Source organism: Parageobacillus galactosidasius, assembly GCF_002217735.1.
In the GTDB taxonomy this organism is placed as follows: domain Bacteria; phylum Bacillota; class Bacilli; order Bacillales; family Anoxybacillaceae; genus Parageobacillus_B; species Parageobacillus_B toebii.
The window spans coordinates 101,433-127,291 of sequence record NZ_NDYL01000001.1; the positions used below are offsets into that span (position 1 = coordinate 101,433).

Annotated in this window: 23 protein-coding genes and 2 other annotated features; all 23 genes read left to right on the forward strand. The window is 41.8% G+C overall.

All coding sequences use genetic code 11. From position 1 onward, the window contains the following. The first annotated feature begins 4 nt into the window (after nucleotides 1–4). The 23 genes from mcsB to rpoC all read left to right on the forward strand — a co-directional run bounded on the left by mcsB (nucleotide 5) and on the right by rpoC (nucleotide 25,764). On the forward strand, nucleotides 5–1,093 hold the full coding sequence (gene mcsB, locus B9L23_RS00515; RefSeq protein WP_012748856.1) for a protein-arginine kinase McsB: 1,089 nt from the start codon (nucleotides 5–7) through the stop codon (nucleotides 1,091–1,093). Then, nucleotides 1,093–3,528 (forward strand): ATP-dependent protease ATP-binding subunit ClpC, encoded by a 2,436-nt coding sequence (gene clpC, locus B9L23_RS00520; RefSeq protein WP_062756076.1) that lies wholly within the window; start codon nucleotides 1,093–1,095, stop codon nucleotides 3,526–3,528. Before mcsB ends, clpC begins: the two co-directional genes overlap by 1 nt. A gap of 86 nt (nucleotides 3,529–3,614) precedes the next feature. Beyond that, nucleotides 3,615–4,988 carry a DNA repair protein RadA gene (radA, locus tag B9L23_RS00525; protein ID WP_062756074.1) on the forward strand — a complete coding sequence of 458 codons (1,374 nt, stop codon included), beginning with the start codon at nucleotides 3,615–3,617 and terminating at the stop codon, nucleotides 4,986–4,988. 111 nt (nucleotides 4,989–5,099) lie between these two features. Then, on the forward strand, nucleotides 5,100–6,194 hold the full coding sequence (locus B9L23_RS00530) for a PIN/TRAM domain-containing protein (protein ID WP_081189181.1): 1,095 nt from the start codon (nucleotides 5,100–5,102) through the stop codon (nucleotides 6,192–6,194). A 23-nt stretch (nucleotides 6,195–6,217) separates the two neighbouring features. Further along, entirely contained in the window at nucleotides 6,218–6,904 is a 687-nt protein-coding gene (gene ispD / locus B9L23_RS00535) for a 2-C-methyl-D-erythritol 4-phosphate cytidylyltransferase (RefSeq protein ID WP_012748860.1), read from the forward strand. A gap of 16 nt (nucleotides 6,905–6,920) precedes the next feature. Beyond that, on the forward strand, nucleotides 6,921–7,397 hold the full coding sequence (gene ispF / locus B9L23_RS00540; RefSeq protein WP_089096709.1) for a 2-C-methyl-D-erythritol 2,4-cyclodiphosphate synthase: 477 nt from the start codon (nucleotides 6,921–6,923) through the stop codon (nucleotides 7,395–7,397). A gap of 114 nt (nucleotides 7,398–7,511) precedes the next feature. Then, nucleotides 7,512–8,972, forward strand: coding sequence for a glutamate--tRNA ligase (gene gltX, locus B9L23_RS00545; RefSeq protein ID WP_062677078.1), 1,461 nt, complete (start codon nucleotides 7,512–7,514; stop codon nucleotides 8,970–8,972). A 39-nt stretch (nucleotides 8,973–9,011) separates the two neighbouring features. Next, nucleotides 9,012–9,244: a binding site (T-box leader), on the forward strand. A 71-nt stretch (nucleotides 9,245–9,315) separates the two neighbouring features. Next, complete coding sequence (cysE, locus tag B9L23_RS00550) at nucleotides 9,316–9,987, forward strand: serine O-acetyltransferase (protein WP_012748863.1); 672 nt, start codon at nucleotides 9,316–9,318, stop codon at nucleotides 9,985–9,987. Next, a complete protein-coding gene (cysS, locus tag B9L23_RS00555) occupies nucleotides 9,965–11,365 on the forward strand; it encodes a cysteine--tRNA ligase (RefSeq protein WP_012748864.1) in 1,401 nt (466 codons plus the stop codon). Before cysE ends, cysS begins: the two co-directional genes overlap by 23 nt. A gap of 6 nt (nucleotides 11,366–11,371) precedes the next feature. Continuing rightward, nucleotides 11,372–11,791 carry a Mini-ribonuclease 3 gene (locus B9L23_RS00560; RefSeq protein ID WP_012748865.1) on the forward strand — a complete coding sequence of 140 codons (420 nt, stop codon included), beginning with the start codon at nucleotides 11,372–11,374 and terminating at the stop codon, nucleotides 11,789–11,791. Nucleotides 11,792–11,793: 2 nt separating this feature from the next. Continuing rightward, on the forward strand, nucleotides 11,794–12,531 hold the full coding sequence (rlmB, locus tag B9L23_RS00565; RefSeq protein WP_012748866.1) for a 23S rRNA (guanosine(2251)-2'-O)-methyltransferase RlmB: 738 nt from the start codon (nucleotides 11,794–11,796) through the stop codon (nucleotides 12,529–12,531). A gap of 4 nt (nucleotides 12,532–12,535) precedes the next feature. Then, entirely contained in the window at nucleotides 12,536–13,048 is a 513-nt protein-coding gene (locus B9L23_RS00570) for an NYN domain-containing protein (RefSeq protein WP_012748867.1), read from the forward strand. Between the two features lie 69 nt (nucleotides 13,049–13,117). Then, complete coding sequence (gene sigH, locus B9L23_RS00575; protein ID WP_062677080.1) at nucleotides 13,118–13,768, forward strand: RNA polymerase sporulation sigma factor SigH; 651 nt, start codon at nucleotides 13,118–13,120, stop codon at nucleotides 13,766–13,768. An 89-nt stretch (nucleotides 13,769–13,857) separates the two neighbouring features. Beyond that, the gene (gene rpmG, locus B9L23_RS00580) at nucleotides 13,858–14,007 is read left to right on the forward strand and encodes a 50S ribosomal protein L33 (protein WP_012748869.1); all 150 of its coding nucleotides are present in this window, start codon (nucleotides 13,858–13,860) and stop codon (nucleotides 14,005–14,007) included. A gap of 42 nt (nucleotides 14,008–14,049) precedes the next feature. Continuing rightward, nucleotides 14,050–14,232, forward strand: coding sequence for a preprotein translocase subunit SecE (gene secE, locus B9L23_RS00585; protein WP_012748870.1), 183 nt, complete (start codon nucleotides 14,050–14,052; stop codon nucleotides 14,230–14,232). 128 nt (nucleotides 14,233–14,360) lie between these two features. Further along, on the forward strand, nucleotides 14,361–14,894 hold the full coding sequence (gene nusG, locus B9L23_RS00590) for a transcription termination/antitermination protein NusG (RefSeq protein WP_012748871.1): 534 nt from the start codon (nucleotides 14,361–14,363) through the stop codon (nucleotides 14,892–14,894). Nucleotides 14,895–15,141: 247 nt separating this feature from the next. Beyond that, complete coding sequence (gene rplK / locus B9L23_RS00595; protein ID WP_012748872.1) at nucleotides 15,142–15,567, forward strand: 50S ribosomal protein L11; 426 nt, start codon at nucleotides 15,142–15,144, stop codon at nucleotides 15,565–15,567. A 108-nt stretch (nucleotides 15,568–15,675) separates the two neighbouring features. After that, nucleotides 15,676–16,377 carry a 50S ribosomal protein L1 gene (gene rplA, locus B9L23_RS00600; RefSeq protein ID WP_012748873.1) on the forward strand — a complete coding sequence of 234 codons (702 nt, stop codon included), beginning with the start codon at nucleotides 15,676–15,678 and terminating at the stop codon, nucleotides 16,375–16,377. Between the two features lie 47 nt (nucleotides 16,378–16,424). Further along, nucleotides 16,425–16,578, forward strand: a sequence feature (ribosomal protein L10 leader region). Between the two features lie 44 nt (nucleotides 16,579–16,622). Continuing rightward, a complete protein-coding gene (rplJ, locus tag B9L23_RS00605) occupies nucleotides 16,623–17,123 on the forward strand; it encodes a 50S ribosomal protein L10 (protein WP_062756068.1) in 501 nt (166 codons plus the stop codon). Between the two features lie 53 nt (nucleotides 17,124–17,176). Continuing rightward, nucleotides 17,177–17,542 (forward strand): 50S ribosomal protein L7/L12, encoded by a 366-nt coding sequence (rplL, locus tag B9L23_RS00610; RefSeq protein ID WP_041269549.1) that lies wholly within the window; start codon nucleotides 17,177–17,179, stop codon nucleotides 17,540–17,542. A gap of 101 nt (nucleotides 17,543–17,643) precedes the next feature. Then, the gene (locus B9L23_RS00615) at nucleotides 17,644–18,246 is read left to right on the forward strand and encodes a class I SAM-dependent methyltransferase (RefSeq protein WP_012748876.1); all 603 of its coding nucleotides are present in this window, start codon (nucleotides 17,644–17,646) and stop codon (nucleotides 18,244–18,246) included. Nucleotides 18,247–18,467: 221 nt separating this feature from the next. Next, nucleotides 18,468–22,025: a DNA-directed RNA polymerase subunit beta gene (gene rpoB / locus B9L23_RS00620; RefSeq protein WP_062756067.1), complete on the forward strand. Its 3,558-nt coding sequence runs from the start codon at nucleotides 18,468–18,470 to the stop codon at nucleotides 22,023–22,025. A 139-nt stretch (nucleotides 22,026–22,164) separates the two neighbouring features. Then, on the forward strand, nucleotides 22,165–25,764 hold the full coding sequence (gene rpoC, locus B9L23_RS00625) for a DNA-directed RNA polymerase subunit beta' (RefSeq protein ID WP_012748878.1): 3,600 nt from the start codon (nucleotides 22,165–22,167) through the stop codon (nucleotides 25,762–25,764). The last annotated feature ends 95 nt before the right edge of the window (nucleotides 25,765–25,859 follow it).

The window sequence follows — 25,859 nt, forward strand, 5'->3', positions numbered from 1 at the left end:
TTATATGTCGTTTGAGAAGTTTTTTAATACGGCGGTCAGTTCTTGGATGAGTCAAGAGGGGCCTGATTCTGATATCGTGTTAAGCAGCCGTATCCGTTTAGCAAGAAACATTGTTGATTTTCAGTTTCCAACAGTATTTAACAATGAGGAAGCACAGCAAATTGTTTCATTGTTTGAGCAAACATTTGCTCATCGTTTTTACCCGTCTGTCGGTCGTTTTGAATTGTTAAAAATGTCAGAGCTTCAACCGATTGAAAAAAGGGTATTGGTAGAAAAGCATTTAATTAGCCCGCATTTGGCAGAAGATTCTCCTTTTGGGGCGTGCTTGCTTTCAGAAAATGAAGAAATAAGCATTATGATTAATGAAGAGGATCACATTCGTATTCAATGTTTATTTCCTGGTCTTCAATTAACAGAAGCGTTAAAAGTGGCTAATGAGCTTGATGATTGGATTGAGGAACATGTCAATTATGCGTTTGATGAAAAACTCGGATATTTAACAAGCTGTCCGACAAACGTTGGAACAGGGATGCGCGCTTCTGTTATGATGCATCTCCCGGCTCTCGTTTTAACACAGCAAATAAACCGCATTATTCCAGCAATCAACCAACTAGGATTAGTAGTACGCGGAACATATGGAGAAGGCAGTGAGGCGTTAGGTAACATTTTCCAAATTTCAAATCAAATTACATTAGGAAAGTCGGAAGAGGATATTGTGGAAGATTTGAAAAGCGTTGTTCAACAATTAATTGCCCAGGAAAGAATGGCGAGGGAGACATTAGTCAAAACTTTAAACATACAATTAGAAGACAGAGTATTCCGTTCTTATGGGATATTAGCAAATAGCCGTGTTATTGAATCTAAAGAAGCAGCGCAATGTTTGTCTGATGTACGTTTAGGAATTGACTTAGGATATATTAAAAATATTTCGCGCAATATTTTAAATGAGCTGATGATTTTAACTCAACCTGGATTTTTACAACAGTATGCAGGCGGCGTGCTAAGACCGGAAGAACGGGATGTTCGACGGGCGGCACTAATCCGCGAACGTCTAAAAATGGAAGAAAGAAAAGCGATGGAGGGTGATGAATAATGATGTTTGGAAGATTTACGGAGCGGGCGCAAAAAGTATTGGCGCTAGCTCAAGAGGAAGCAATACGCCTTGGCCATAATAACATTGGAACGGAACATATTTTATTAGGTTTAATTCGCGAGGGGGAAGGAATTGCAGCAAAAGCATTAATGGCTTTAGGGCTTGGGCCAGAAAAAATTCAAAAAGAGGTAGAATCGTTAATCGGTCGCGGCCATGAAGTTTCCCATACGATCCATTATACGCCGCGTGCGAAAAAAGTAATTGAACTATCGATGGATGAAGCGAGAAAGCTTGGCCATTCCTATGTAGGAACAGAACATATTTTACTAGGTCTTATTCGTGAAGGTGAAGGAGTTGCGGCCCGCGTACTTAACAATTTGGGAGTAAGTCTTAATAAAGCGCGCCAACAAGTGTTGCAACTGCTTGGAAGCAATGAGTCTGTTTCCGGTCATTCAGGAGGCGGTGCTTCACACGTAAGTACACCAACATTAGACAGCTTAGCTCGCGATTTAACGGCGATTGCTCGTGAAGGAAGATTAGACCCTGTTATTGGCAGAAGCAAGGAAATTCAGCGCGTTATTGAAGTGTTAAGCCGTCGTACAAAAAATAACCCGGTGTTAATCGGAGAACCTGGGGTTGGGAAAACAGCCATTGCTGAAGGTCTTGCGCAACAAATCGTAAATAATGAGGTTCCAGAAACACTCCGCGATAAGCGAGTAATGACGTTAGATATGGGAACGGTAGTAGCTGGTACAAAATACCGCGGTGAATTTGAAGATCGTCTGAAAAAAGTGATGGATGAGATTCGTCAAGCAGGAAATATCATTCTCTTCATTGATGAGCTCCATACGCTTATTGGCGCAGGTGGTGCAGAAGGTGCGATTGACGCATCGAACATCTTGAAGCCAGCGCTTGCCCGTGGGGAGTTGCAATGCATTGGTGCGACTACATTGGATGAGTATCGGAAATATATTGAAAAAGACGCGGCATTAGAACGTCGTTTCCAACCAATTTACGTCGATGAACCGACGGTAGAAGAATCGATTCAAATTTTAAAAGGATTGCGCGATCGCTATGAAGCGCATCACCGTGTATCTATTTCGGATGAAGCAATCATTCAGGCAGTAAAATTATCTGACCGCTATATTACTGACCGTTTCCTTCCAGATAAAGCAATCGATTTAATCGATGAGGCTTGTTCGAAAGTTCGCCTTCGTTCGTTTACTGCTCCTCCACAATTAAAGGAGCTTGAGCAAAAACTTGAGGAAGTACGCAAAGAAAAAGATGCTGCTGTACAAAGCCAAGAATTTGAAAAAGCTGCTTCCTTGCGTGATATGGAACAACGTTTACGTGAAGAATTAGAAGAAACGAAACGCGCGTGGAAAGAAAAACAGGGTCAGGAAAACTCTGAAGTAACAGTGGAAGACATTGCGATGGTTGTATCAAGCTGGACAGGAATTCCGGTGTCAAAACTTGCGCAAACAGAAACAGAACGATTATTGAAACTAGAAGAAATTTTACATTCCCGCGTCGTTGGTCAAGATGAAGCAGTAAAAGCAGTTGCCAAAGCAGTTCGTCGTGCACGCGCTGGATTAAAAGATCCGAAACGCCCGATTGGCTCGTTCATTTTCCTCGGTCCAACTGGTGTTGGAAAAACAGAATTAGCAAGAGCGCTTGCAGAAGCGATGTTCGGTGATGAAGACGCACTTATTCGCATCGATATGTCGGAATATATGGAGAAGCACTCGACATCTCGTTTAATCGGTTCGCCTCCTGGCTATGTCGGATACGAGGAAGGCGGTCAACTAACGGAAAAAGTGCGCCGCAAACCGTATTCGGTCGTGTTGTTAGATGAGATGGAAAAAGCGCATCCGGACGTATTTAACATTTTGCTGCAAGTGTTGGAAGACGGGCGTTTAACTGATTCGAAAGGAAGAACGGTTGATTTCCGCAATACGATTATCATTATGACATCGAACGTCGGTGCGGATGCGTTAAAGCGGAATAAATACGTCGGCTTTAATATCCAAGATGAAGATCAGAAGTATAAAGACATGAAAGGAAAAGTCATGGACGAGTTAAAGAAAGCATTTCGTCCGGAGTTTTTAAACCGAATTGATGAAATTATTGTCTTCCATTCACTTGAAAAACAACATTTAAAAGAAATTGTAAAACTAATGGCAGAACAGCTTGTAAAACGCTTAAAAGAACAAGATATCGATTTAGAGTTAACGGATGCGGCCATTGAAAAAATTGTTTCCGAGGGATATGATCTAGAATACGGTGCTCGTCCATTGCGTCGCGCGTTGCAAAAACATGTAGAAGATCGTTTGTCGGAAGAGCTGTTAAAAGGAACGATTGGCAAAGGGCAAAAAGTCATTGTAGACGTAAAAGACGGAGAGTTCGTCGTTTTATCAGAGCAAGCGGTGATGTAATCGGCGTTTTCTTGATGGAAGGTATGCGGCGGCTCACTGCCCATACCTTTTTGTTTCAACGATGAAAAAGAAAGGGTTTTCTAGCGATGGGGAAAAAGAAAACAAAGTTTGTTTGTCAAGAATGCGGTTATGAATCAGCGAAATGGCTTGGAAGATGTCCAGGATGCAGTACATGGAATTCGATGGTCGAGGAAATTGAGCGGACAAAGCCAATGACAAGAGGAGTGTTTGTGCATTCCACGGATGATATCATCTCAAAACCAGTTCCAATTACTACCGTGACCACAACGCAAGAGCCGCGCATACAAACGAATATTTCTGAATTTAACCGCGTATTAGGTGGGGGAATTGTGAAAGGTTCGCTCGTTTTAATCGGTGGGGATCCAGGCATTGGAAAATCAACGCTTCTTTTGCAAGTTTCTGCGCAACTTGCTGCTATGCAACATAAAGTATTATATATATCCGGCGAAGAATCCGTAAAACAAACGAAATTGCGCGCTGACCGCCTTCACATTGCTTCCGACCAATTGTATGTATTAGCGGAGACAGATTTGGAATATATTGCAGAAGCAATCGAAAATGTTCGCCCCGCTTGTGTTGTGATTGATTCGATTCAAACGATTTACCGTGCAGATATTACGTCCGCACCAGGAAGTGTATCGCAAGTCCGTGAATGTACAGCGGAACTGATGAAAATTGCCAAAACAAAAGGAATTGCCATTTTTATTGTCGGCCATGTAACGAAAGAGGGAGCGATTGCCGGTCCAAGAATTTTAGAGCATATGGTGGATACGGTTCTTTATTTCGAAGGAGAACGTCACCATACGTATCGTATTTTACGGGCGGTGAAAAACCGTTTCGGCTCCACAAATGAAATTGGTATTTTTGAAATGAGAGATTCAGGACTTATCGAGGTCGAAAACCCTTCAGAAGTGTTTTTAGAAGAACGTTCCCGAGGGGCGGCAGGTTCAACCGTTGTCGCAGCAATGGAAGGAACTCGTCCTGTATTAGTCGAAATTCAAGCATTAGTATCTCCAACGAGTTTTGGCAACCCGCGGCGGATGGCAACAGGAATCGACCATAACCGTGTTTCTTTATTAATGGCCGTATTGGAAAAAAGGGTCGGCCTGCTTTTACAAAATCAGGACGCTTACTTGAAAGTGGCAGGGGGAGTAAAATTAGACGAGCCAGCGATTGATTTGGCGATTGCCGTAAGCATTGCCTCAAGTTTCCGCGATCAGCCAACCAACCCGTCCGATGTGATTATCGGCGAGGTCGGTTTAACTGGGGAAGTACGCCGTGTTTCCCGTATTGAACAACGGGTGCAAGAAGCAGTAAAATTAGGGTTTTCTCGCATCATTATTCCTAAAAACAATTTAGCAGGATGGAATCCGCCAAAACATATAACCGTGATCGGTGTGTCCCACGTTGCCGAGGCACTTGAACATACGTTGCAGTAAAATTTACAAGTACATGTCAAATATTTAAAAAATATTAAAAACTATGTTAAAGATTGGTTTCAAACATTGGAAACTGTTTATAATGTTAAATAGGGAGGTGAAAATAAAGAAATGGTAAAACGTATCGTTCAGTTGTTTTTTCTTGTTGTTGGAGGAACATTAGGTGTTGTTTTCTTGCCAAATTTGTTGCGCCTTATGAATATAAGCGACATTTCATTATTAAATAATTCATATACATTAGCGGTATTAGGAGCACTTATTTTCTTTATGATGACTTTTTGGCTAGTAGATTATATTGTAGATATGATTCGCTGGGTCGAGGAATCGCTCGTTAAAGTGCCTGTTGCTGATCTTTTATTTGGCAGTTTAGGGCTTATTTTCGGCCTTATTATTGCGTTTTTAGTCGTCATGCCGCTGCAATCGTTTCAGTTTCAAGTCGTCAATACGGTGCTGCCAATATTTTTGACGATCCTGCTTGGTTATTTAGGATTTCAAGTCGGATTTAAAAAACGGCATGAATTAATGAATTTATTTTCTCTTTCCAATCGAATGGCAAAGAAAAAGGGGACAGAAGAAGAGACCGGCTTATCAAAAGACAGTCCTGTAAAAATTTTAGACACAAGTGTAATTATTGATGGCCGAATTGCGGATATTTGCCAAACAGGTTTTTTAGAAGGAACGATTGTCATTCCTCGTTTTGTGCTTGAAGAATTGCAACATATTGCAGATTCATCTGATGTGTTAAAACGCAATCGTGGCCGACGTGGACTTGACATTTTAAACCGCATTCAAAAGGAATTGGACATTAAAGTGGAAATTTATGAAGGTGATTTTGACGATATTCAAGAGGTAGACAGTAAGCTGGTGAAGTTGGCAAAATTAACATCAGGTGTTGTCGTCACGAATGATTTCAATTTAAATAAAGTATGTGAGCTGCAAAATGTGCGTGTCCTTAATATTAATGATTTAGCGAATGCGGTGAAACCGGTTGTTCTCCCTGGGGAAGAATTAAACGTTCATGTGATCAAAGATGGCAAGGAGCACAATCAAGGTGTGGCGTACTTAGATGATGGAACAATGATTGTCGTGGAAGACGGAAAAGATTATATAGGCAAACGGGTTGACGTACTGGTGACAAGCGTGTTACAAACATCAGCAGGGAGAATGATTTTCGCGAAGCTAAAGCTATTGCAAAAAGCGTTATAAACGAATGAGTAGGGGAAACAGCGATGATGTATGAGGTAGTCATTCCTGCAGCCGGGCAAGGAAAGCGAATGAAGGCAGGAGTTAATAAACAATTGATTGAACTTCAAAACGAACCGCTAATTGTGCGCACATTAAAAGTGTTTGAAAACGATGAATGGTGCCGTGGTATTATTGTTGTGATTAATGAAGCGGAAAGAACACAGTTTGAACAATTATTTTCTCGTTTCCATATTAAAAAAATCACTGCGATCGTAAGCGGTGGAAAAGAGCGACAACACAGCGTGTACAATGGACTGAAAGCGGTGAAAAATGGGGATATTGTGCTTATTCATGATGGTGCGCGTCCGTTCGTTACGATAGAGCACATTCATGAATTAGTAAAAGAAGCGAAGGAACACGGTGCAGCAATTCCGGCTGTGCGTGTTAAAGACACTATCAAAAAGGCGCGCGATCAGTTTGTTGAGGAAACGGTGGAACGCTCTAGCTTGTGGGCTGTACAAACTCCACAAGCTTTTCATGTTTCTCTCGTTTTAAGGGCACATGAGCAGGCACAAAAAGATGGTTATATTGGCACAGATGATGCAAGTCTTGTAGAGCGAATTGGCGGGAAAGTAAAAATTGTCGAAGGCGATTACCGCAATATTAAATTAACGACACCGGATGATTTATTATTTGCTGAAGCGATTTTATCAAGTTGGGTAATTTCATAACGAGAGGGGTAACTACATGTTTCGCATTGGTCAAGGATTTGATGTTCATCAGCTTGTCGAGGGCCGTCCCCTCATCATTGGAGGCGTTCGCATTCCATACGAAAAAGGGTTGCTCGGCCATTCCGACGCCGATGTATTGTTGCATGCGGTCGCAGATGCATGTTTAGGAGCAATTGGTGCAGGTGATATTGGCAAGCATTTTCCAGATACCGATGACTGCTATAAGGACGCTGATTCTGCGCTATTATTAAAACAAGTATGGGAATTAGTCAAGCAGCAAGGATACGAACTTGCTAATCTCGATTGCACGATTATCGCACAAAAGCCAAAGATGGCGCCACATATTGAGCAAATGAAAGAAAACATTGCGAATTTGTTAGAAGGAGAACTGTCACAAGTCAATGTCAAAGCAACAACGACGGAAAAGTTAGGTTTTACTGGCCGAGAAGAAGGAATTGCTGCTCAAGCAGTCGTATTATTGCAAAAAAAATAAAATAAACATCATATTGCTTACTTGTATAGCCTCAAACAATCCATTTTGAACTTTGCTCATATAAAATGTACAATAGTGGTACAAGTTTGATTAGATATTGGAGGGTTATTGACGATGTCACAAGAAGTGAGAGTGCGATACGCACCGAGCCCAACCGGTCATTTACATATTGGCGGTGCAAGAACGGCGTTATTTAACTATTTATTTGCTCGTCATCATAATGGAAAATTTATTGTACGTATTGAGGATACGGATATCGAACGAAACGTAGAAGGTGGCGAACAGTCGCAGTTAGAAAACTTAAAATGGTTAGGCATTGATTATGACGAGTCGGTGGATAAAGACGGCGGATACGGTCCATATCGCCAAACGGAACGTCTCGATATATATCGTAAATACGTGAATGAACTTTTAGAAAAAGGATATGCGTATAAATGTTTCTGCACGCCAGAAGAGCTGGAAAAAGAGCGGGAAGCGCAAAGAGCGGCAGGGATTGCAGCGCCGCAATATAGCGGAAAGTGCCGCCATTTAACGAAAGAACAAGTCGCACAATTGGAAGCAGAAGGAAAGCCGTATACGATTCGTGTAAAAGTACCTGAAGGAAAAGTATATGAATTTGAAGATATCGTACGTGGAAAAGTGACGTTTGAATCAAAAGATATTGGCGATTGGGTCATTATGAAAGCAAACGGCATCCCAACATACAATTTTGCTGTTGTTATTGATGACCACTTAATGAAAATTACCCACGTGTTCCGCGGTGAAGAACATTTATCGAACACGCCGAAACAGTTAATGATTTACGACTATTTCGGGTGGGAGCCGCCGAAATTTGCTCATTTAACGTTAATTGTAAATGAGAATCGCAAAAAACTTTCAAAACGTGATGAATCGATTATTCAATTTGTTTCTCAATATAAAGAGCTTGGCTATTTGCCAGAAGCGTTGTTTAACTTCTTTGCACTATTAGGATGGTCACCAGAAGGGGAAGAAGAAATTTTCTCGAAAGAGGAACTCATTCGTATTTTTGATGTTTCCCGATTGTCCAAATCACCATCGATGTTCGATACGAAAAAGTTGACATGGATGAATAACCAATATATTAAAAAATTAGACTTAGACCGATTAGTGGAAATTTCATTGCCGCACTTGATTAAAGCCGGCCGCCTGCCAGAACAAATGAGTGAAGAACAACGTCAATGGGCGCGTGATTTAATTGCATTATACCAAGAACAAATGAGTTATGGAGCGGAAATTGTAGAGCTATCGGAGTTGTTCTTTAAAGAAGACATTGAGTATAATGAAGAAGCGAAAGAAGTGTTAGCTGGCGAACAAGTCCCTGATGTGTTAAAAACATTTTTAGAAGAAGTGAAACAGCTTGAGCCGTTTACGGCAGAAAATATTAAAGCGGCAATTAAATCGGTGCAAAAAGCGACAGGACAAAAAGGGAAAAAATTGTTTATGCCGATTCGTGTTGCGGTAACAGGGCAAACACACGGCCCGGAACTGCCATTTGCGATTCAATTATTAGGAAAGGAAAAAGTTATAAGCCGATTAGAAAAAGTAATTCATTAACCTTTTTATCCGTTTTTCATATAGTAAAAATAAAATATAGAAAAAGCGTTGACGAGGAGAAGTAGAAAACATTGGCATTCCAGAGAGAATCACCTTGGCTGGAAGTGATTCATGACCGATGTTTTTGAAATGCCCCTCGGAGCCTCCTTTCGAACCAGAGCAGAGACGTTCTGTAGTAGATAGGAGCGGAGTTTCTCCGTTATCAGATTGGAGTGAGCTAAACGAATCGTTTAGCTAAACAGAGTGGAACCGCGCCTAGAAGCGTCTCTGTGTCATTGGCACAGAGACGCTTTTTTCATAGATGTACTTTCCGCAAATTTGATGAAAGTGGAGGGAGGATCATATGTTTAAAACACTTAAGGAAGATATTGAGGTGATTTTTGAGCAAGATCCAGCAGCAAGAAGCTATTTAGAAGTTATTTTAACATACTCTGGTCTTCACGCGATTTGGGCGCACCGTATTGCTCATGCATTATATAAGCGTAAATTTTACTTTCTTGCCCGCCTTATTTCGCAAATTAGCCGCTTTTTTACAGGCATTGAAATTCACCCGGGAGCGAAAATCGGCCGCCGCTTTTTCATCGATCATGGCATGGGTGTGGTGATTGGCGAAACATGTGAAATTGGAGATAATGTAACTGTGTATCAAGGTGTAACATTAGGAGGAACAGGGAAAGAAAAAGGAAAGCGCCATCCAACGATTAAAGATAACTGCTTAATTGCAGCAGGTGCGAAAGTGCTCGGTTCCATTACGATTGGAGAAAACTCAAAAATCGGAGCAGGTTCTGTTGTGTTGAAAGACGTTCCACCGAACTCCACGGTTGTTGGCATTCCGGGACGAGTGGTTGTCCGCAATGGTGTGAAAGTGAAAAAAGACTTAAATCATACGGACTTGCCAGATCCGGTTGCCGATCGCATTAAAGAGTTAGAAGCAGAAATTGCAAGATTGCGTGAAGAAATTGAAAGCTTAAAGAAGGAAAGGAAGGTCGAAGATGAGCAGCATTCGACTTTATAACACGTTAACAAGAAAAAAGGAATTGTTTGAACCGCTAGAACCGAATAAAGTAAAAATGTATGTATGCGGTCCAACCGTATATAACTATATTCATATTGGGAACGCCCGCGCCGCGATTGTGTTTGATACGATTCGCCGTTACCTAGAGTTTCGCGGTTATGAAGTGAAATACGTCTCCAATTTTACGGATGTGGATGACAAGTTAATTAAGGCGGCGCGCGAATTAGGAGAAGATGTGCCGACAATCGCGGAGCGTTTTATTCAAGCGTATTTTGAAGATATTACAGCGCTTGGATGCAAAAAAGCGGATGTTCATCCACGCGTAACGGAAAATATAGATACGATTATTGAATTTATTCAAACATTAATCGATAGAGGTTATGCATACGAAGTAGACGGGGATGTGTACTATCGTACAAGGAAATTTAAAGAATATGGAAAACTCTCGCATCAATCTATTGATGAACTAAAAGCGGGAGCGCGCATTGAAGTAGGGGAAAAGAAAGAAGATCCGCTTGATTTTGCGTTATGGAAAGCGGCAAAAGAAGGTGAAATTTGCTGGGATAGCCCGTGGGGAAAAGGGCGTCCGGGATGGCATATCGAGTGCTCGGCAATGGCGCGTAAATATTTAGGGGATACGATTGATATTCATGCCGGTGGTCAAGATTTGACGTTTCCTCATCATGAAAACGAAATTGCACAATCAGAAGCGTTAACAGGAAAACCGTTTGCGAAATATTGGCTTCATAACGGATATTTAAATATTAATAACGAAAAAATGTCAAAATCGCTAGGTAATTTTGTGCTCGTTCACGATATTATCCAGCAAATCGATCCGCAAGTATTACGGTTCTTTATGCTTTCTGTTCATTACCGACATCCGATTAACTATAGTGAAGAATTATTAGAAAGCGCGAAAAAAGGATTGGAACGGTTAAAAACGTCCTATTTTAATTTAAAACATCGATTGCAAAGCAGCACGAACTTAACCGATGATGATGATCAATGGCTTGCGCGCATTCAAGAGCAACATGAGGCATTTATTCGGGAGATGGACGATGATTTTAACACAGCCAATGGGATTGCCGTGTTATTTGAGCTATCGAAACAAGCGAACTTATATTTGTTGGAAAAAAATACGTCCGAACGCGTCATTCATGCATTTTTGCGTGAATTTGAACAGCTGTTAGATGTACTGGGCATTACGTTGCAAGAAGAGGAATTATTGGACGAGGAAATCGAAGCGCTTATTCAAAAGCGGAACGAAGCGAGAAAAAATCGGAATTTTGCTTTAGCGGATCAAATTCGTGATGAATTAAAGGCGAAAAACATTATTTTAGAAGATACGCCGCAAGGTACGAGATGGAAAAGAGGATAAGATGCGATGAGTCTTTTACAGCCGATCAAAGATGTAAAACAACTAAACGGATTAGCGCTTGCTTACATTGGGGATGCCGTATACGAACTTTATGTACGGCATCACCTTCTTTCAAACGGAAATGTGAAGCCGCATCAGCTTCATAAACAAGCGATTCAATATGTATCAGCGAAAGCACAAGCAAAAGTGTTGTTAACATTATTAGAAAATGAATTATTAACAGAAGAAGAGCAGTCGGTCGTTCGCCGGGGAAGAAACGCCAAATCTGGTACGATTCCCAAAAACACGGATGTGCAGACGTACCGATATAGTACAGCATTTGAAGCGCTTATTGGCTATCATTTTTTAGGAAATAATGAAAAACGAGTTGAGGAGATTATTCGCTGTTCTTTTGCGATTATTGAAGGTGAGGAAAGGGAGTTGTAGCAATGGATTTTATTATTGGAAAAAATCCTGTCATCGAGGCATTGAAATCAGAAAGGGAAATTAACAAGATTTGGATAGCAGAAGGTGTGCAGCGCAACTCTATCCAACCGATTATTCAGCTTGCTAAGCAAAATGGTGTGCTTGTGCAATATGTTCCGAAAAAAAAGCTTGATCAAATGGTGGAAGGGGCGCACCAAGGAGTTGTCGCTCAAGTTGCGGCGTACCGTTATTACGAGGTGGATGATTTATTTGCGCGAGCATCCGAAAAAAACGAACCGCCATTTTTTCTCATTCTTGATGAATTGGAAGATCCACATAACTTAGGTTCGATTATGCGAACGGCTGATGCCGTAGGCGCCCACGGAATCATTATTCCGAAACGCCGTTCTGTAGGATTGACAGCAACGGTAGCAAAAGCTTCGACAGGTGCGATCGAATATGTCCCCGTTGCGCGAGTGACGAATTTAGCGAGAACGATTGATGAATTAAAAGAGCGCGGTGTATGGATTGTTGGAACAGATGCCAAAGCAAAAGATGACTATCGCTCCCTTGACGGAACGATGCCGCTGGCTCTTGTCATTGGCAGTGAAGGAAAAGGAATCGGAAGGCTCATTTTAGAAAAATGCGATTTTCTCATTCATTTGCCGATGAGAGGGCATGTTACGTCATTGAATGCTTCTGTCGCTGCAAGTCTTCTCATGTATGAGGTGTACCGCAAACGTTATCCGCAAGGAGAATAAATCGATGAATATTCTGATTGTCGATGGCTATAACATGATCGGTGCTTGGCCGGAGCTTCGCAAGCTGAAAGAGGAGGATGACCTTGCTGCGGCAAGGGATTTATTGATTTCCAAAATGGCCGAGTACCAAGGATTTACTGGAGATCAAGTCATTATCGTTTTCGATGCGCACCTCATACAAGGGAATGAGAAAAAATATAAAGATCATCAAGTCGAAGTTATTTTTACCAAAGAAAATGAGACAGCGGATGAACGGATTGAAAGGTTAGCAAAAAGCTTAATTAATGTGCAAACAAAGGTGTATGTCGCTACGTCGGATTATACGGAGCAATGGACGATTTTTAGTCAAGGGGCGTTGCGTAAGTCGGCACGTGAACTTTTAGTCGAAATGGAGTCTATCGAAAAGGCTATTTCAAAAAAATTACAAAATATACAAGAACAAACTCCTATGTCTAAAGTTCCATTGACAGATGAAATTGCTGAAATTTTCGAAAGATGGCGAAGAGGGCAAAAATGAGCGGTTGACGCTGTAAAAATTTGTACTGTATAATAAATTCTAGCGATTTATGCGGTCGGGGGGATCAGCGTGTGCGATTGCTTCAAAGAAAAAACATATAAAAACTATAAACATTTGGAAGATGAGCAATTAGTTGAACTTGTGCATCAAGGGGATGGAGATGCGCTAGATTTTTTGATTCATAAGTATCAAAATTTTGTACGTGCCAAAGCGCGCTCTTATTTTTTAGTCGGCGCCGATCGGGAAGATATCATTCAAGAAGGAATGATTGGTTTATATAAGGCGGTTCGCGATTTTAAAGGGGACAAGCTTTCCTCTTTTAAAGCGTTTGCAGAACTTTGTATTACAAGGCAGATGATCACTGCAATTAAAACAGCGACAAGACAAAAACATATTCCGCTTAATTCTTATGTATCTTTGGATAGACCTATTTATGATGATGAATCAGACCGGACGCTGATGGATGTCATTTCTGGAACGAAAGCGATGGATCCAGAAGAACTGATCGTCAATCGCGAGGAAGTCGATGATATTGAGGTGAAAATGACTGAACTGCTCAGCGATTTGGAGCGGAAAGTGCTTGCTTTATATTTAGATGGTCGCTCATATCAAGAAATTTCTGAAGAGCTAAATCGCCATGTCAAATCGATTGATAACGCCCTTCAGCGCGTAAAAAGAAAACTGGAAAAATATTTGGAATATCGTGAAATTAGTCTTTAGGAGAAGACTTTTATTTTCCTGAAGTCATTGACATGGGAATACGTGTATGGTAAATTTTTATGGACATCCTTTAGAACGGTGGGACATTCATGAGGAAAAAAATTATTTTAGCTTGCAGTCAATGCAATAGTCGAAATTATGTTACAATGAAAAACGTCAACCGTTGTCAAGAACGCTTTGAAACGAGCAAATTTTGCAAAACTTGCAATATGCATACGACCCACCGCGAAACGAAATAAAGCAATGTGGGCAGCTCGTACGTTTGTTGGAGGTTACTAATCATGCAACGAATAATGAATTTTTTTAAAGAAGTAGCACGGGAAATGAAAAAAGTAAGCTGGCCAAGCCGAAAAGAACTTGTCAATTATACGGCTATTGTATTGGCCACCGTTGTGTTTTTTACGGTCTTTTTCGCTATTGTTGATCTAGGTATTTCTAAATTAATTCGTCTTGTTTTTGAATAAGTCTTTTGCCCATATGATATAATGAAAGATAATAAAGCGAACGTATAGCCCGGTAACGGGTTTTTGTTTTGCTTAAAAAAGGAAACCAAACCGATTTAGGGAGGGAAAGGACAGTCAAGTCCTCATCGATGGAGAAAAATTGGTATGTCATTCATACGTATTCAGGCTATGAAAATAAAGTAAAAGCCAACTTGGAAAAGCGCGTGGAATCAATGGGTATGCAAGATAAAATTTTTCGCATCGTCGTTCCTGAAGAAACGGAAACAGATACAAAAAACGGAAAGAAGAAGGCAACAAAGAAAAAAGTATTTCCAGGGTATGTGTTAGTGGAGATGGTGATGACCGATGATTCCTGGTATGTAGTACGCAACACGCCAGGAGTAACAGGGTTTGTTGGATCAAGCGGGGCAGGTTCAAAACCAACGCCACTTCTTGAAGAGGAAGTCGAAATGATTTTAAAACGAATGGGTATGCCGTTGACGGAGATCGATGTAGACTATGAATTAAATGAAACGGTAAGGGTGAAAGAAGGTCCTTTTGCTAACTTTACCGGTAAAATTGAAGAGATCGATCTAGATAAGAGAAAAGTAAAAGTGCTTGTCAATATGTTTGGTCGCGAAACACCAGTGGAATTTGAGTTTTCACAAATTGAAAAAATATAATGGAAAACAACTTGCAATCGAAATAGAAAAGTGATAATATTTTAAAGTCAGTATGTCTCGTGAATCGAGGCAAACAATTGGTTTGCATTAGGCAATGAACTTATACAAGTTTGTATAAGGGAGCGTTTTTCTAACACGCAGATCCTCTCAACCGAAACGAGAGAATACGGAAAAGGGCTATAGTTAGCCTTATGAGTGGGAGGGACAATCCCTAATACCACATCACGGACTTAAGGAGGTGTGTCTCGTGGCAAAAAAAGTTATAAAAGTCGTGAAACTACAAATTCCTGCAGGTAAAGCAAATCCGGCACCACCAGTTGGTCCAGCGTTAGGTCAAGCCGGTGTTAATATTATGGCATTTTGTAAAGAGTTCAATGCTCGCACAGCTGACCAAGCGGGTTTAATTATTCCGGTTGAAATTACGGTTTTTGAAGACCGTTCATTTACATTTATTACGAAAACTCCGCCAGCTGCAGTATTATTGAAAAAAGCGGCCGGCATTGAATCTGGTTCTGGTGAACCAAACCGTAATAAAGTAGCGACAATCAAACGCGATAAAGTGCGCGAGATTGCCGAAATGAAAATGCCGGATTTAAACGCAGCGAGCATCGAAGCTGCGATGCGCATGGTTGAAGGTACAGCCCGCAGCATGGGTATTGTTATCGAAGACTAATGTGCATAAAGTTGGCTGAGGAGGTTGCGACTATAAGGAGAAATCCTTTTCGCAACCTTTATTCGTGGGAGGTCATTCCGCTAAAACCACAATAAGGAGGAGTTTTACATGCCAAAAAGAGGAAAAAAATATTTAGAAGCAGCAAAGCTTGTGGATCGCTTCAAAGCGTATCCGATTGCAGAAGCAATTGAACTTGTGAAGAAAACAAACATTGCGAAATTCGACGCTACAGTAGAAGTTGCGTTCCGTTTAGGTGTTGATCCGAAAAAAGCCGATCAACAAATTCGCGGTGCGGTTGTATTGCCTCATGGTACAGGAAAAGTACAACGCGTATTAGTATTCGCGAAAGGCGAAAAAGCAAAAGAAGCGGAAGCAGCTGGCGCTGATTACGTTGGCGATACAGAGTATATCAACAAAATTCAACAAGGTTGGTTCGATTTTGACGTTGTTGTCGCTACTCCAGATATGATGGGTGAAGTTGGTAAATTAGGACGTATTTTAGGTCCGAAAGGGTTAATGCCAAACCCGAAAACAGGCACTGTTACATTTGATGTTGCGAAAGCGGTGCAAGAAATTAAAGCTGGTAAAGTAGAATATCGCGTTGACAAAGCCGGCAACATTCATGTACCGATTGGTAAAGTGTCATTTGATAACGAGAAACTGGCAGAAAACTTCACTACGATTTACGAGGCGATTTTAAAAGCAAAACCAGCCGCTGCAAAAGGTACGTACGTGAAAAACGTAACGATTACTTCAACGATGGGCCCTGGCATCAAAGTAGACCCGTCTACAGTAGCGGTAGCGCAATAAATATTGACTTCTTTCAATCCTTTTAGTAAAATGTTTTTTGTCTGAAAAAATGAATATCATTTGTACCGTAGACAGTAGGTGCTCTTAGGAGCTTAATATCCTACCGAGGTATTTGTACGATAGAAAAACGCGTTCAAGGTCATTTTGCGCGTTTTACGATACCTCCATGTCTACGTGGCATGGAGGTTTTTTGTTGATGCGGTATAAGTGGTGTTTTCATTTTATCTTCCACAGGAGGTGTAAAAATGAGCAGTGCGATCGAACTCAAAAAACAAATTGTAGCAGAGATAGCTGAAAAATTCCGCGCCAGCAAATCTACGGTTATCGTAGACTACCGCGGCTTAAACGTAGCGGAAGTTACAGAACTTCGTAAGCGACTTCGTGAAGCAGGCGTTGAGTTCAAAGTGTATAAAAACACATTAACTCGCCGTGCGTTAGCGGAAGTTGGCTTAGAAGGATTAAATGATGTACTTACTGGGCCAAATGCGATTGCATTTAGCAAAGAAGATGTTGTAGCGCCTGCGAAAATTTTAAGCGAATTTGCTAAAGACCATGAAGCGCTTGAAATTAAAGCAGGTGTCATTGAAGGCAACATTGCAACACTTGAAGAAATCAACGCGCTTGCAAAACTTCCTTCCCGCGAAGGCTTGCTTTCTATGTTGCTTAGCGTTCTTCAAGCTCCAATTCGCAACTTTGCGCTTGTTGCAAAAGCAGTTGCGGACAAAAAAGAGGAACAAAGCGCATAATTTCTCTTTCGTTTATGCTATAAAACCATAATGATATTAAGGAGGAACTGATGATGACAAAAGAACAAATCATTGAAGCGGTTAAAAATATGACTGTATTAGAATTAAACGAATTAGTAAAAGCAATTGAAGAAGAGTTCGGCGTCACTGCTGCTGCTCCTGTAGTAGTTGCTGGCGGTGCTGCTGGCGGCGATGCTGCTGCTGAAAAAACTGAATTTGATGTTATTCTTGCTGACGCTGGTGCGCAAAAAATTAAAGTTATCAAAGTTGTTCGTGAAATCACTGGCCTTGGCTTGAAAGAAGCAAAAGACTTAGTTGATAACACTCCAAAACCAATTAAAGAAGGCGTTTCTAAAGAAGAAGCAGAAGAAATCAAAGCGAAACTTGAAGAAGTTGGCGCTAGCGTAGAAGTGAAATAATTGTCATTCGCGCAGAAAAAGCTCGCTGAAACCAGCGGGCTTTTTTATTTATAAGAAAATGGGTATGATGAAAATAAATCAGTAATAGAAGGGTGATGTCATTGAGCGAACATTATTACTCTTCCACTCCATCGTCGGAAAGCAATCCCCATACGTGGGCATTTACATTGCGGGGCAATGAACTGACGTTTACGACAGATAGTGGTGTATTTTCGAAACGAGAAGTTGATTTTGGGACACGCTTGCTTATTGAAACGTTTGAAGAACCGAAAGTAGATGGTGATTTTTTAGATGTAGGTTGCGGATACGGTCCGATCGGTTTATCTATTGCCAAGGCATTTCCAAACCGACATGTAGACATGATTGATATAAACAAACGTGCTCTTGAGCTGGCAAATGAAAATAAACATGCTAACCATATTACCAACGCTTCCATTTATGAAAGTGATTTATTTGCGCAAGTAGGAGATAAAAAGTTTGCTGCGATTTTGACAAATCCACCGATTCGCGCTGGGAAACGTGTTGTTCATGCCATTTTTGAACAAAGTGCTGCCCATCTTTATCCTAACGGAGAATTATGGGTTGTGATTCAGAAAAAACAAGGGGCTCCTTCTGCATTAAAAAAACTGCAGGAAATATTCTCGTATGTAGAAGTTGTGACAAAGAAAAAAGGATATTATATCATAAAGTCAAAAAAATGTTGACAGTATTCTATGGTTGTGGTAGTATTATAAAATGCTAAATATGTACATTTCATCGCAAGGATATGACGTATAATTTTATCCATAATGGGAAGAATGATAAAATCAATAAACAGGTAAAAATATGGTTTTCTATAATAGAAACCATTTTCTTTTTTTCTCCATTATAGCTGAAGGTTTACCTTCCATTTTGATTAATGTTTAAATTTTGAGGGGTGAATCAGTTGACAGGCCGACTAGTTCAATATGGACGACACCGCCAACGAAGAAGTTACGCGCGTATTAGTGAAGTGCTAGAATTGCCAAATCTTATTGAGATTCAGACTTCCTCTTATAAATGGTTTCTTGATGAAGGATTGCGGGAAATGTTTAAAGAAATTTCCCCGATTGAAGACTTTTCCGGTAATCTTTCTCTTGAGTTTATTGATTATAGTTTAGGGGAGCCAAAATATACTGTTGAAGAGGCAAAAGAACGCGATGTTACATATGCCGCACCACTTCGCGTAAAAGTACGTTTAATTAATAAAGAGACTGGTGAAGTAAAAGAACAAGATGTCTTTATGGGCGATTTTCCGTTAATGACAGAAACAGGAACGTTTATCATTAACGGGGCGGAACGTGTTATTGTGTCACAGCTTGTCCGCTCTCCAAGCGTTTATTATAGTGAAAAGGTTGATAAAAACGGAAAACGCGGTTATTCGGCAACGGTTATTCCGAACCGCGGTGCGTGGTTAGAATACGAAACAGACGCAAAAGATGTTGTATATGTCCGTATTGATCGCACTCGTAAACTACCAGTTACGGTGCTTCTTCGTGCGCTCGGGTTTGGTTCCGATCAGGAAATTATCGATTTAATCGGTGATAATGAATATCTTCGCAACACGCTTGAAAAAGATAATACGGATAGCACTGAAAAAGCGCTCATTGAAATTTACGAGCGTTTGCGTCCAGGTGAACCACCGACGATTGAAAACGCGAAAAATTTGTTAATCTCCCGCTTTTTTGATCCAAAACGTTATGACTTAGCAAGCGTTGGACGTTATAAAATTAACAAAAAACTTCATATTAAAAACCGTCTGTTTAACCAACGTCTTGCCGAAACATTGGTAAATCCGGAAACTGGTGAAATCATTGCGGAAAAAGGAACGCTTATTGATCGAAGAACGTTAAATCGAATTTTACCGTACCTTGAAAACGGCGTTGGATTACAAGTTTATAAACCTGTCGGTGGCGTAGTGGATGAAGAATTTGCGTTACAGTCTATTAAAATTTATTCACCAAACGACGCGGATGGAGAAAAAGTTATTAATGTCATCAGCAACGGCTATATTGCCGAAGATGTGAAACATATTACTCCTGCGGATATTATTGCTTCGATTAGCTATTTCTTTAACTTATTACACGGAGTCGGTGACACGGATGATATTGACCATTTAGGAAATCGCCGGCTTCGTTCTGTCGGCGAATTATTGCAAAACCAATTCCGGATTGGCTTGTCACGCATGGAGCGGGTGGTTCGTGAGCGCATGTCCATTCAAGATACAAACACGATCACTCCGCAACAGCTGATTAACATTCGTCCTGTCATTGCAGCGATTAAAGAGTTTTTCGGAAGCTCACAGCTTTCACAATTTATGGACCAAACGAACCCGCTTGCTGAATTGACGCATAAACGCCGCCTTTCTGCGTTAGGACCTGGTGGTTTAACTCGTGAACGCGCAGGTTTCGAGGTGCGTGACGTTCACTATTCACACTATGGACGAATGTGCCCGATTGAAACACCTGAAGGTCCAAACATTGGGTTGATCAACTCACTATCTACGTATGCAAAAGTAAATAAATTTGGTTTTATCGAAACGCCATATCGACGTGTCGATCCGGAGACAGGAAGAGTTACCGATCAAATTGATTATTTAACAGCCGATGAAGAAGATAACTATGTTATAGCACAAGCGAACGTCCCTCTAGCGGAAGATGGAACGTTCTTAGAAGAAAATGTGGTTGCTCGTTTCCGCGGGGAAAACATTGTCGTAAAACGCGACCGCGTCGACTATATGGACGTATCGCCAAAACAAGTTGTATCAGCAGCGACAGCCTGCATTCCATTTTTGGAAAACGACGACTCGAACCGTGCGCTTATGGGAGCGAACATGCAGCGTCAAGCAGTTCCATTGTTAGAGCCAGAAGCGCCAATTGTCGGTACAGGAATGGAATATGTGTCCGCAAAAGACTCCGGTGCCGCTGTTATTTGTAAACATCGCGGCATTGTCGAACGAGTGGAGGCAAAGGAAATTTGGGTTCGCCGCCTCATTGAAGTGGACGGAAAAGAAGTAAAAGGTGATCTTGATAAATATCGTCTTTTGAAATTCGTTCGTTCGAACCAAGGGACTTGTTACAATCAACGCCCGATTGTGAAAAAAGGCGATATCGTTGAAAAAGGAGAAATTTTAGCAGATGGTCCATCCATGGATAAAGGTGAGCTTGCACTCGGCCGCAACGTACTGGTTGCCTTTATGACATGGGATGGATACAACTATGAAGACGCGATTATCATGAGCGAACGTCTTGTCAAAGAAGACGTATATACGTCCATCCATATCGAGGAGTATGAAGCAGAATCCCGTGATACAAAACTTGGTCCGGAAGAAATCACGCGCGATATTCCAAACGTCGGTGAAGACGCGCTACGGAACTTGGACGAACGTGGAATTGTCCGCATTGGCGCGGAAGTAAAAGACGGTGATTTGCTCGTTGGTAAAGTAACACCGAAAGGAATGACGGAGCTTACAGCAGAAGAACGGCTGTTACATGCTATTTTCGGTGAGAAAGCGCGCGAGGTGCGTGATACGTCTCTTCGAGTTCCACATGGTGGCGGCGGTATTGTCCTTGATGTGAAGGTCTTTAACCGCGAGGACGGAGATGAGCTTCCGCCAGGTGTTAACCAGCTTGTCCGTGTTTATATCGTGCAAAAACGGAAAATTTCCGAAGGCGATAAAATGGCAGGACGCCATGGAAACAAAGGGGTTATTTCGCGAATTTTACCGGAAGAAGATATGCCGTTCTTACCAGACGGTACTCCAATTGATATTATGTTAAACCCTTTAGGCGTTCCGTCGCGTATGAATATCGGGCAAGTGTTCGAATTGCATCTCGGTATGGCAGCGAAGAAGCTCGGCCTCCATATTGCATCGCCAGTATTTGATGGGGCTATGGAAGAAGACGTATGGAACATTTTAGAAGAAGCAGGAATGCCGCGTGACGCAAAAACGGTTTTATACGATGGCAGAACGGGTGAGCCGTTTGATAACCGCGTATCTGTCGGTATTATGTACATGATTAAGCTTGCTCACATGGTTGACGATAAGCTTCATGCCCGTTCAACGGGACCGTACTCGCTCGTTACGCAGCAACCACTTGGCGGTAAAGCGCAATTTGGCGGGCAGCGCTTCGGCGAAATGGAAGTGTGGGCGCTCGAAGCTTATGGCGCTGCATATACATTGCAAGAAATACTTACAGTCAAATCGGACGATGTCGTCGGTCGTGTGAAAACATATGAAGCAATCGTCAAAGGTGAGAACATACCAGAACCAGGTGTGCCGGAATCGTTTAAAGTGTTGATTAAAGAGCTGCAAAGCTTAGGTATGGATGTAACCATTTTGACTAGCGACGAAAAAGAAATTAATATGGAAAACTTTGATGAAGATGATGATCATAGTGCGGATGCCATTGTTCCAGAAGTGAAGTCGACAGAGAACGAAAAAGATGTTGTCACAAAAGAATAAGCTTATTGAACGGTGATGGGGGAGTTGATCCTCCATCACTTTCAAGATGTTATGACTCACAAAAGAACGTTCACTACTAACCTTTATTTCATAAAAGCAATCGAGGCAAAACCGAGTGATAAAGAGGGAGGTATACCCCTTGCTAGATGTAAATAAATTTGAGTACATGAAAATCGGGCTCGCTTCACCGGAGAAAATCCGTTCTTGGTCGTACGGTGAAGTAAAAAAACCAGAAACGATTAACTATCGTACATTGAAACCAGAAAAAGACGGATTATTTTGTGAGCGTATTTTCGGACCAACAAAAGATTGGGAATGTCATTGTGGAAAATATAAGCGCGTACGTTATAAAGGTGTTGTCTGCGACCGTTGCGGTGTCGAAGTGACTCGCTCGAAAGTCCGTCGTGAACGGATGGGTCATATTGAACTAGCAGCTCCTGTTTCACATATTTGGTATTTCAAAGGAATCCCAAGCCGTATGGGACTCGTTTTGGACATGTCGCCACGTGCGTTAGAGGAAGTGATTTATTTCGCTTCATACGTTGTGACTGATCCAGGTGATACGCCACTGGAGAAAAAACAATTGCTTTCCGAAAAAGAATATCGTGCGTATCGTGAAAAATACGGGCAATCGTTCCAAGCCTCCATGGGTGCAGAGGCAATTAAAAAACTTCTTCAAGATATCGACTTAGAAAAAGAAGTGGCAACGTTAAAAGAGGAGTTAAAAACAGCACAGGGGCAGCGACGCGCCCGCATTATTAAGCGTTTGGAAGTGTTAGAGGCGTTCCGGAATTCAGGAAACGATCCTGCTTGGATGGTGCTTGATGTGCTTCCTGTTATTCCTCCTGAATTGCGGCCGATGGTGCAATTAGACGGTGGACGCTTTGCGACATCAGACCTCAATGATTTATATCGCCGTGTCATTAACCGAAACAACCGCTTAAAACGTTTATTAGATCTTGGTGCACCGAACATTATTGTGCAAAACGAAAAACGGATGCTTCAAGAAGCGGTCGATGCGTTAATCGATAACGGTCGACGGGGCCGTCCGGTAACAGGACCTGGAAACCGTCCGCTAAAATCGCTCTCTCATATGTTAAAAGGGAAACAAGGTCGTTTCCGTCAAAACTTGCTTGGTAAGCGCGTAGACTATTCAGGCCGTTCGGTTATTGTCGTCGGTCCGAACTTGAAAATGTATCAATGCGGCTTGCCGAAAGAAATGGCGCTTGAGCTCTTTAAACCGTTTGTGATGAAAGAGCTTGTCGAACGTGGATTAGCGCACAACATTAAAAGTGCAAAACGGAAAATTGAGCGCGTCCATCCGGAAGTATGGGATGTGTTAGAAGATGTGATTAAAGAGCATCCGGTATTACTTAACCGTGCCCCAACTCTTCACCGATTGGGTATTCAAGCGTTCGAACCAACGCTTGTTGAAGGTCGCGCGATTCGCTTGCATCCGCTTGTATGTACAGCATATAACGCTGACTTTGACGGAGACCAAATGGCCGTGCACGTTCCGTTATCCGCAGAAGCTCAGGCAGAAGCGCGATTGCTCATGCTGGCCGCGCAAAATATTTTGAACCCGAAAGACGGAAAACCAGTTGTTACTCCTTCGCAAGACATGGTTTTAGGTAACTATTATTTAACGATGGAACGTGAAGGAGCAATCGGTGAAGGAATGGTATTTAAAGATACGGATGAGGCGTTGCTTGCGTATCATAATGGTTATGTCCATTTACATTCACGAATCGCCGTTCATGCCGGTTCATTGAAAAATGAAACGTTTACGGAAGAGCAAAATAACAAACTGCTTATTACAACAGTTGGAAAACTTATTTTCAACGAAATTTTACCAAACTCATTCCCTTATATTAACGAGCCGACAACTGAAAATATCGAAGGGCGGACACCGGATAAATACTTCCTCGATAAAGGTGCAAATGTAAAAGAAGAAATTCGCAAGCGCGAACTTGTTCCACCGTTTAAGAAAAAAGTGCTCGGACAAATTATCGCTGAGGTATTTAAGCGGTTCAAAATTACAGAAACATCGAAGATGCTTGACCGCATGAAAGATTTAGGGTTCCAATATTCAACAAAAGCCGGCATTACGATTGGGGTTGCCGACATTGTCGTATTACCGGAAAAACAAGAAATTCTTGAAGAAGCACAAGCAAAAGTCGACACGGTCTTAAAACAATTCCGACGCGGTTTAATTACTGACGAAGAGCGCTATGAACGTGTCATTTCGATTTGGAGCGAAGCGAAAGACAAAATTCAAGACAGACTGATGAAATCGCTCGATAAACGCAACCCAATCTTTATGATGAGCGATTCTGGAGCTCGCGGTAACGCATCAAACTTTACGCAGCTTGCCGGAATGCGCGGTCTCATGGCAAACCCAGCGGGACGCATCATCGAATTGCCGATCAAATCTTCGTTCCGTGAAGGATTAACGGTATTGGAATACTTTATTTCTACACACGGAGCGCGCAAAGGGCTTGCTGATACCGCACTAAAAACAGCAGACTCCGGTTATCTCACAAGACGTCTTGTCGATGTGGCGCAAGATGTCATTGTTCGTGAAGAGGATTGCGGTACGGACCGTGGTATTCTTGCAAGAGCATTAACGGACGGTACGGAAGTCATTGTCAAACTAGAAGAGCGTCTTGTTGGCCGTTATGCGCAAAAAACGGTGAAACATCCGGAAACAGGCGAAATACTCGTTCGCAAAGACGAAATGATCACCGAAGATATTGCGAACGCGATTATTAAAGCAGGCATTGAAGAAGTATGGATCCGCTCTGCCTTTACATGCAATACACGACACGGTGTATGTAAAAAATGTTACGGTCGTAACTTGGCGACAGGTGCGGATGTGGAAGTTGGCGAAGCGGTCGGTATTATCGCTGCGCAATCGATCGGTGAACCTGGTACGCAGTTAACGATGCGTACGTTCCACACAGGTGGTGTTGCCGGCGACGATATTACCCAAGGTTTGCCGCGTGTTCAAGAGCTGTTTGAAGCACGTAATCCGAAAGGGCAAGCGGTTATTTCTGAAATTGACGGAATCGTCACTTCGATTAGCCAAACGCGTGATCGTCAATATGAAATTGTCGTAAAAGGCGAGGTCGAGACACGCTCTTACATTGCTCCTTATAACGCAAGATTAAAAGTAGAGGAAGGACAACAAGTAGAGCGTGGTCAAGAACTTACTGAAGGATCCATTGATCCAAAACAATTATTAAAAGTAAGGGATGTTACGTCCGTTCAAGAATATTTATTGCGTGAAGTACAAAAGGTATATAGAATGCAAGGGGTAGAAATTAGCGATAAACATATCGAAGTAATGGTCCGTCAGATGCTTCGTAAAGTGCGCGTCATTGATGCGGGGGATACAGATGTCCTGCCTGGAACGTTATTAGATGTGCATCAATTTACGGACGTGAACGAAAAAGCGCTTCTTGAAGGAAAACGTCCAGCAACGGCTCGCCCAGTATTGCTTGGTATTACAAAAGCATCGCTAGAAACTGATTCGTTCTTATCAGCGGCATCGTTCCAAGAAACGACACGCGTTTTAACCGATGCGGCGATCAAAGGAAAACGGGATGAGTTGCTCGGCTTAAAAGAAAATGTTATTATCGGTAAGCTTGTCCCAGCAGGAACTGGAATGGCGCGCTATCGTAAAGTAAAACCGGTAATTAAGAAAGAAGCAAATGAGGACGCGGTTACTTCTAAATAATTGGTTGTTACCAGCAAAGGACGATTCCTTTGCTGGTAGCAAATTACTTAAAAATATAGTTGACAATGTCTTATGAAAGTGATAGTCTAATAAAG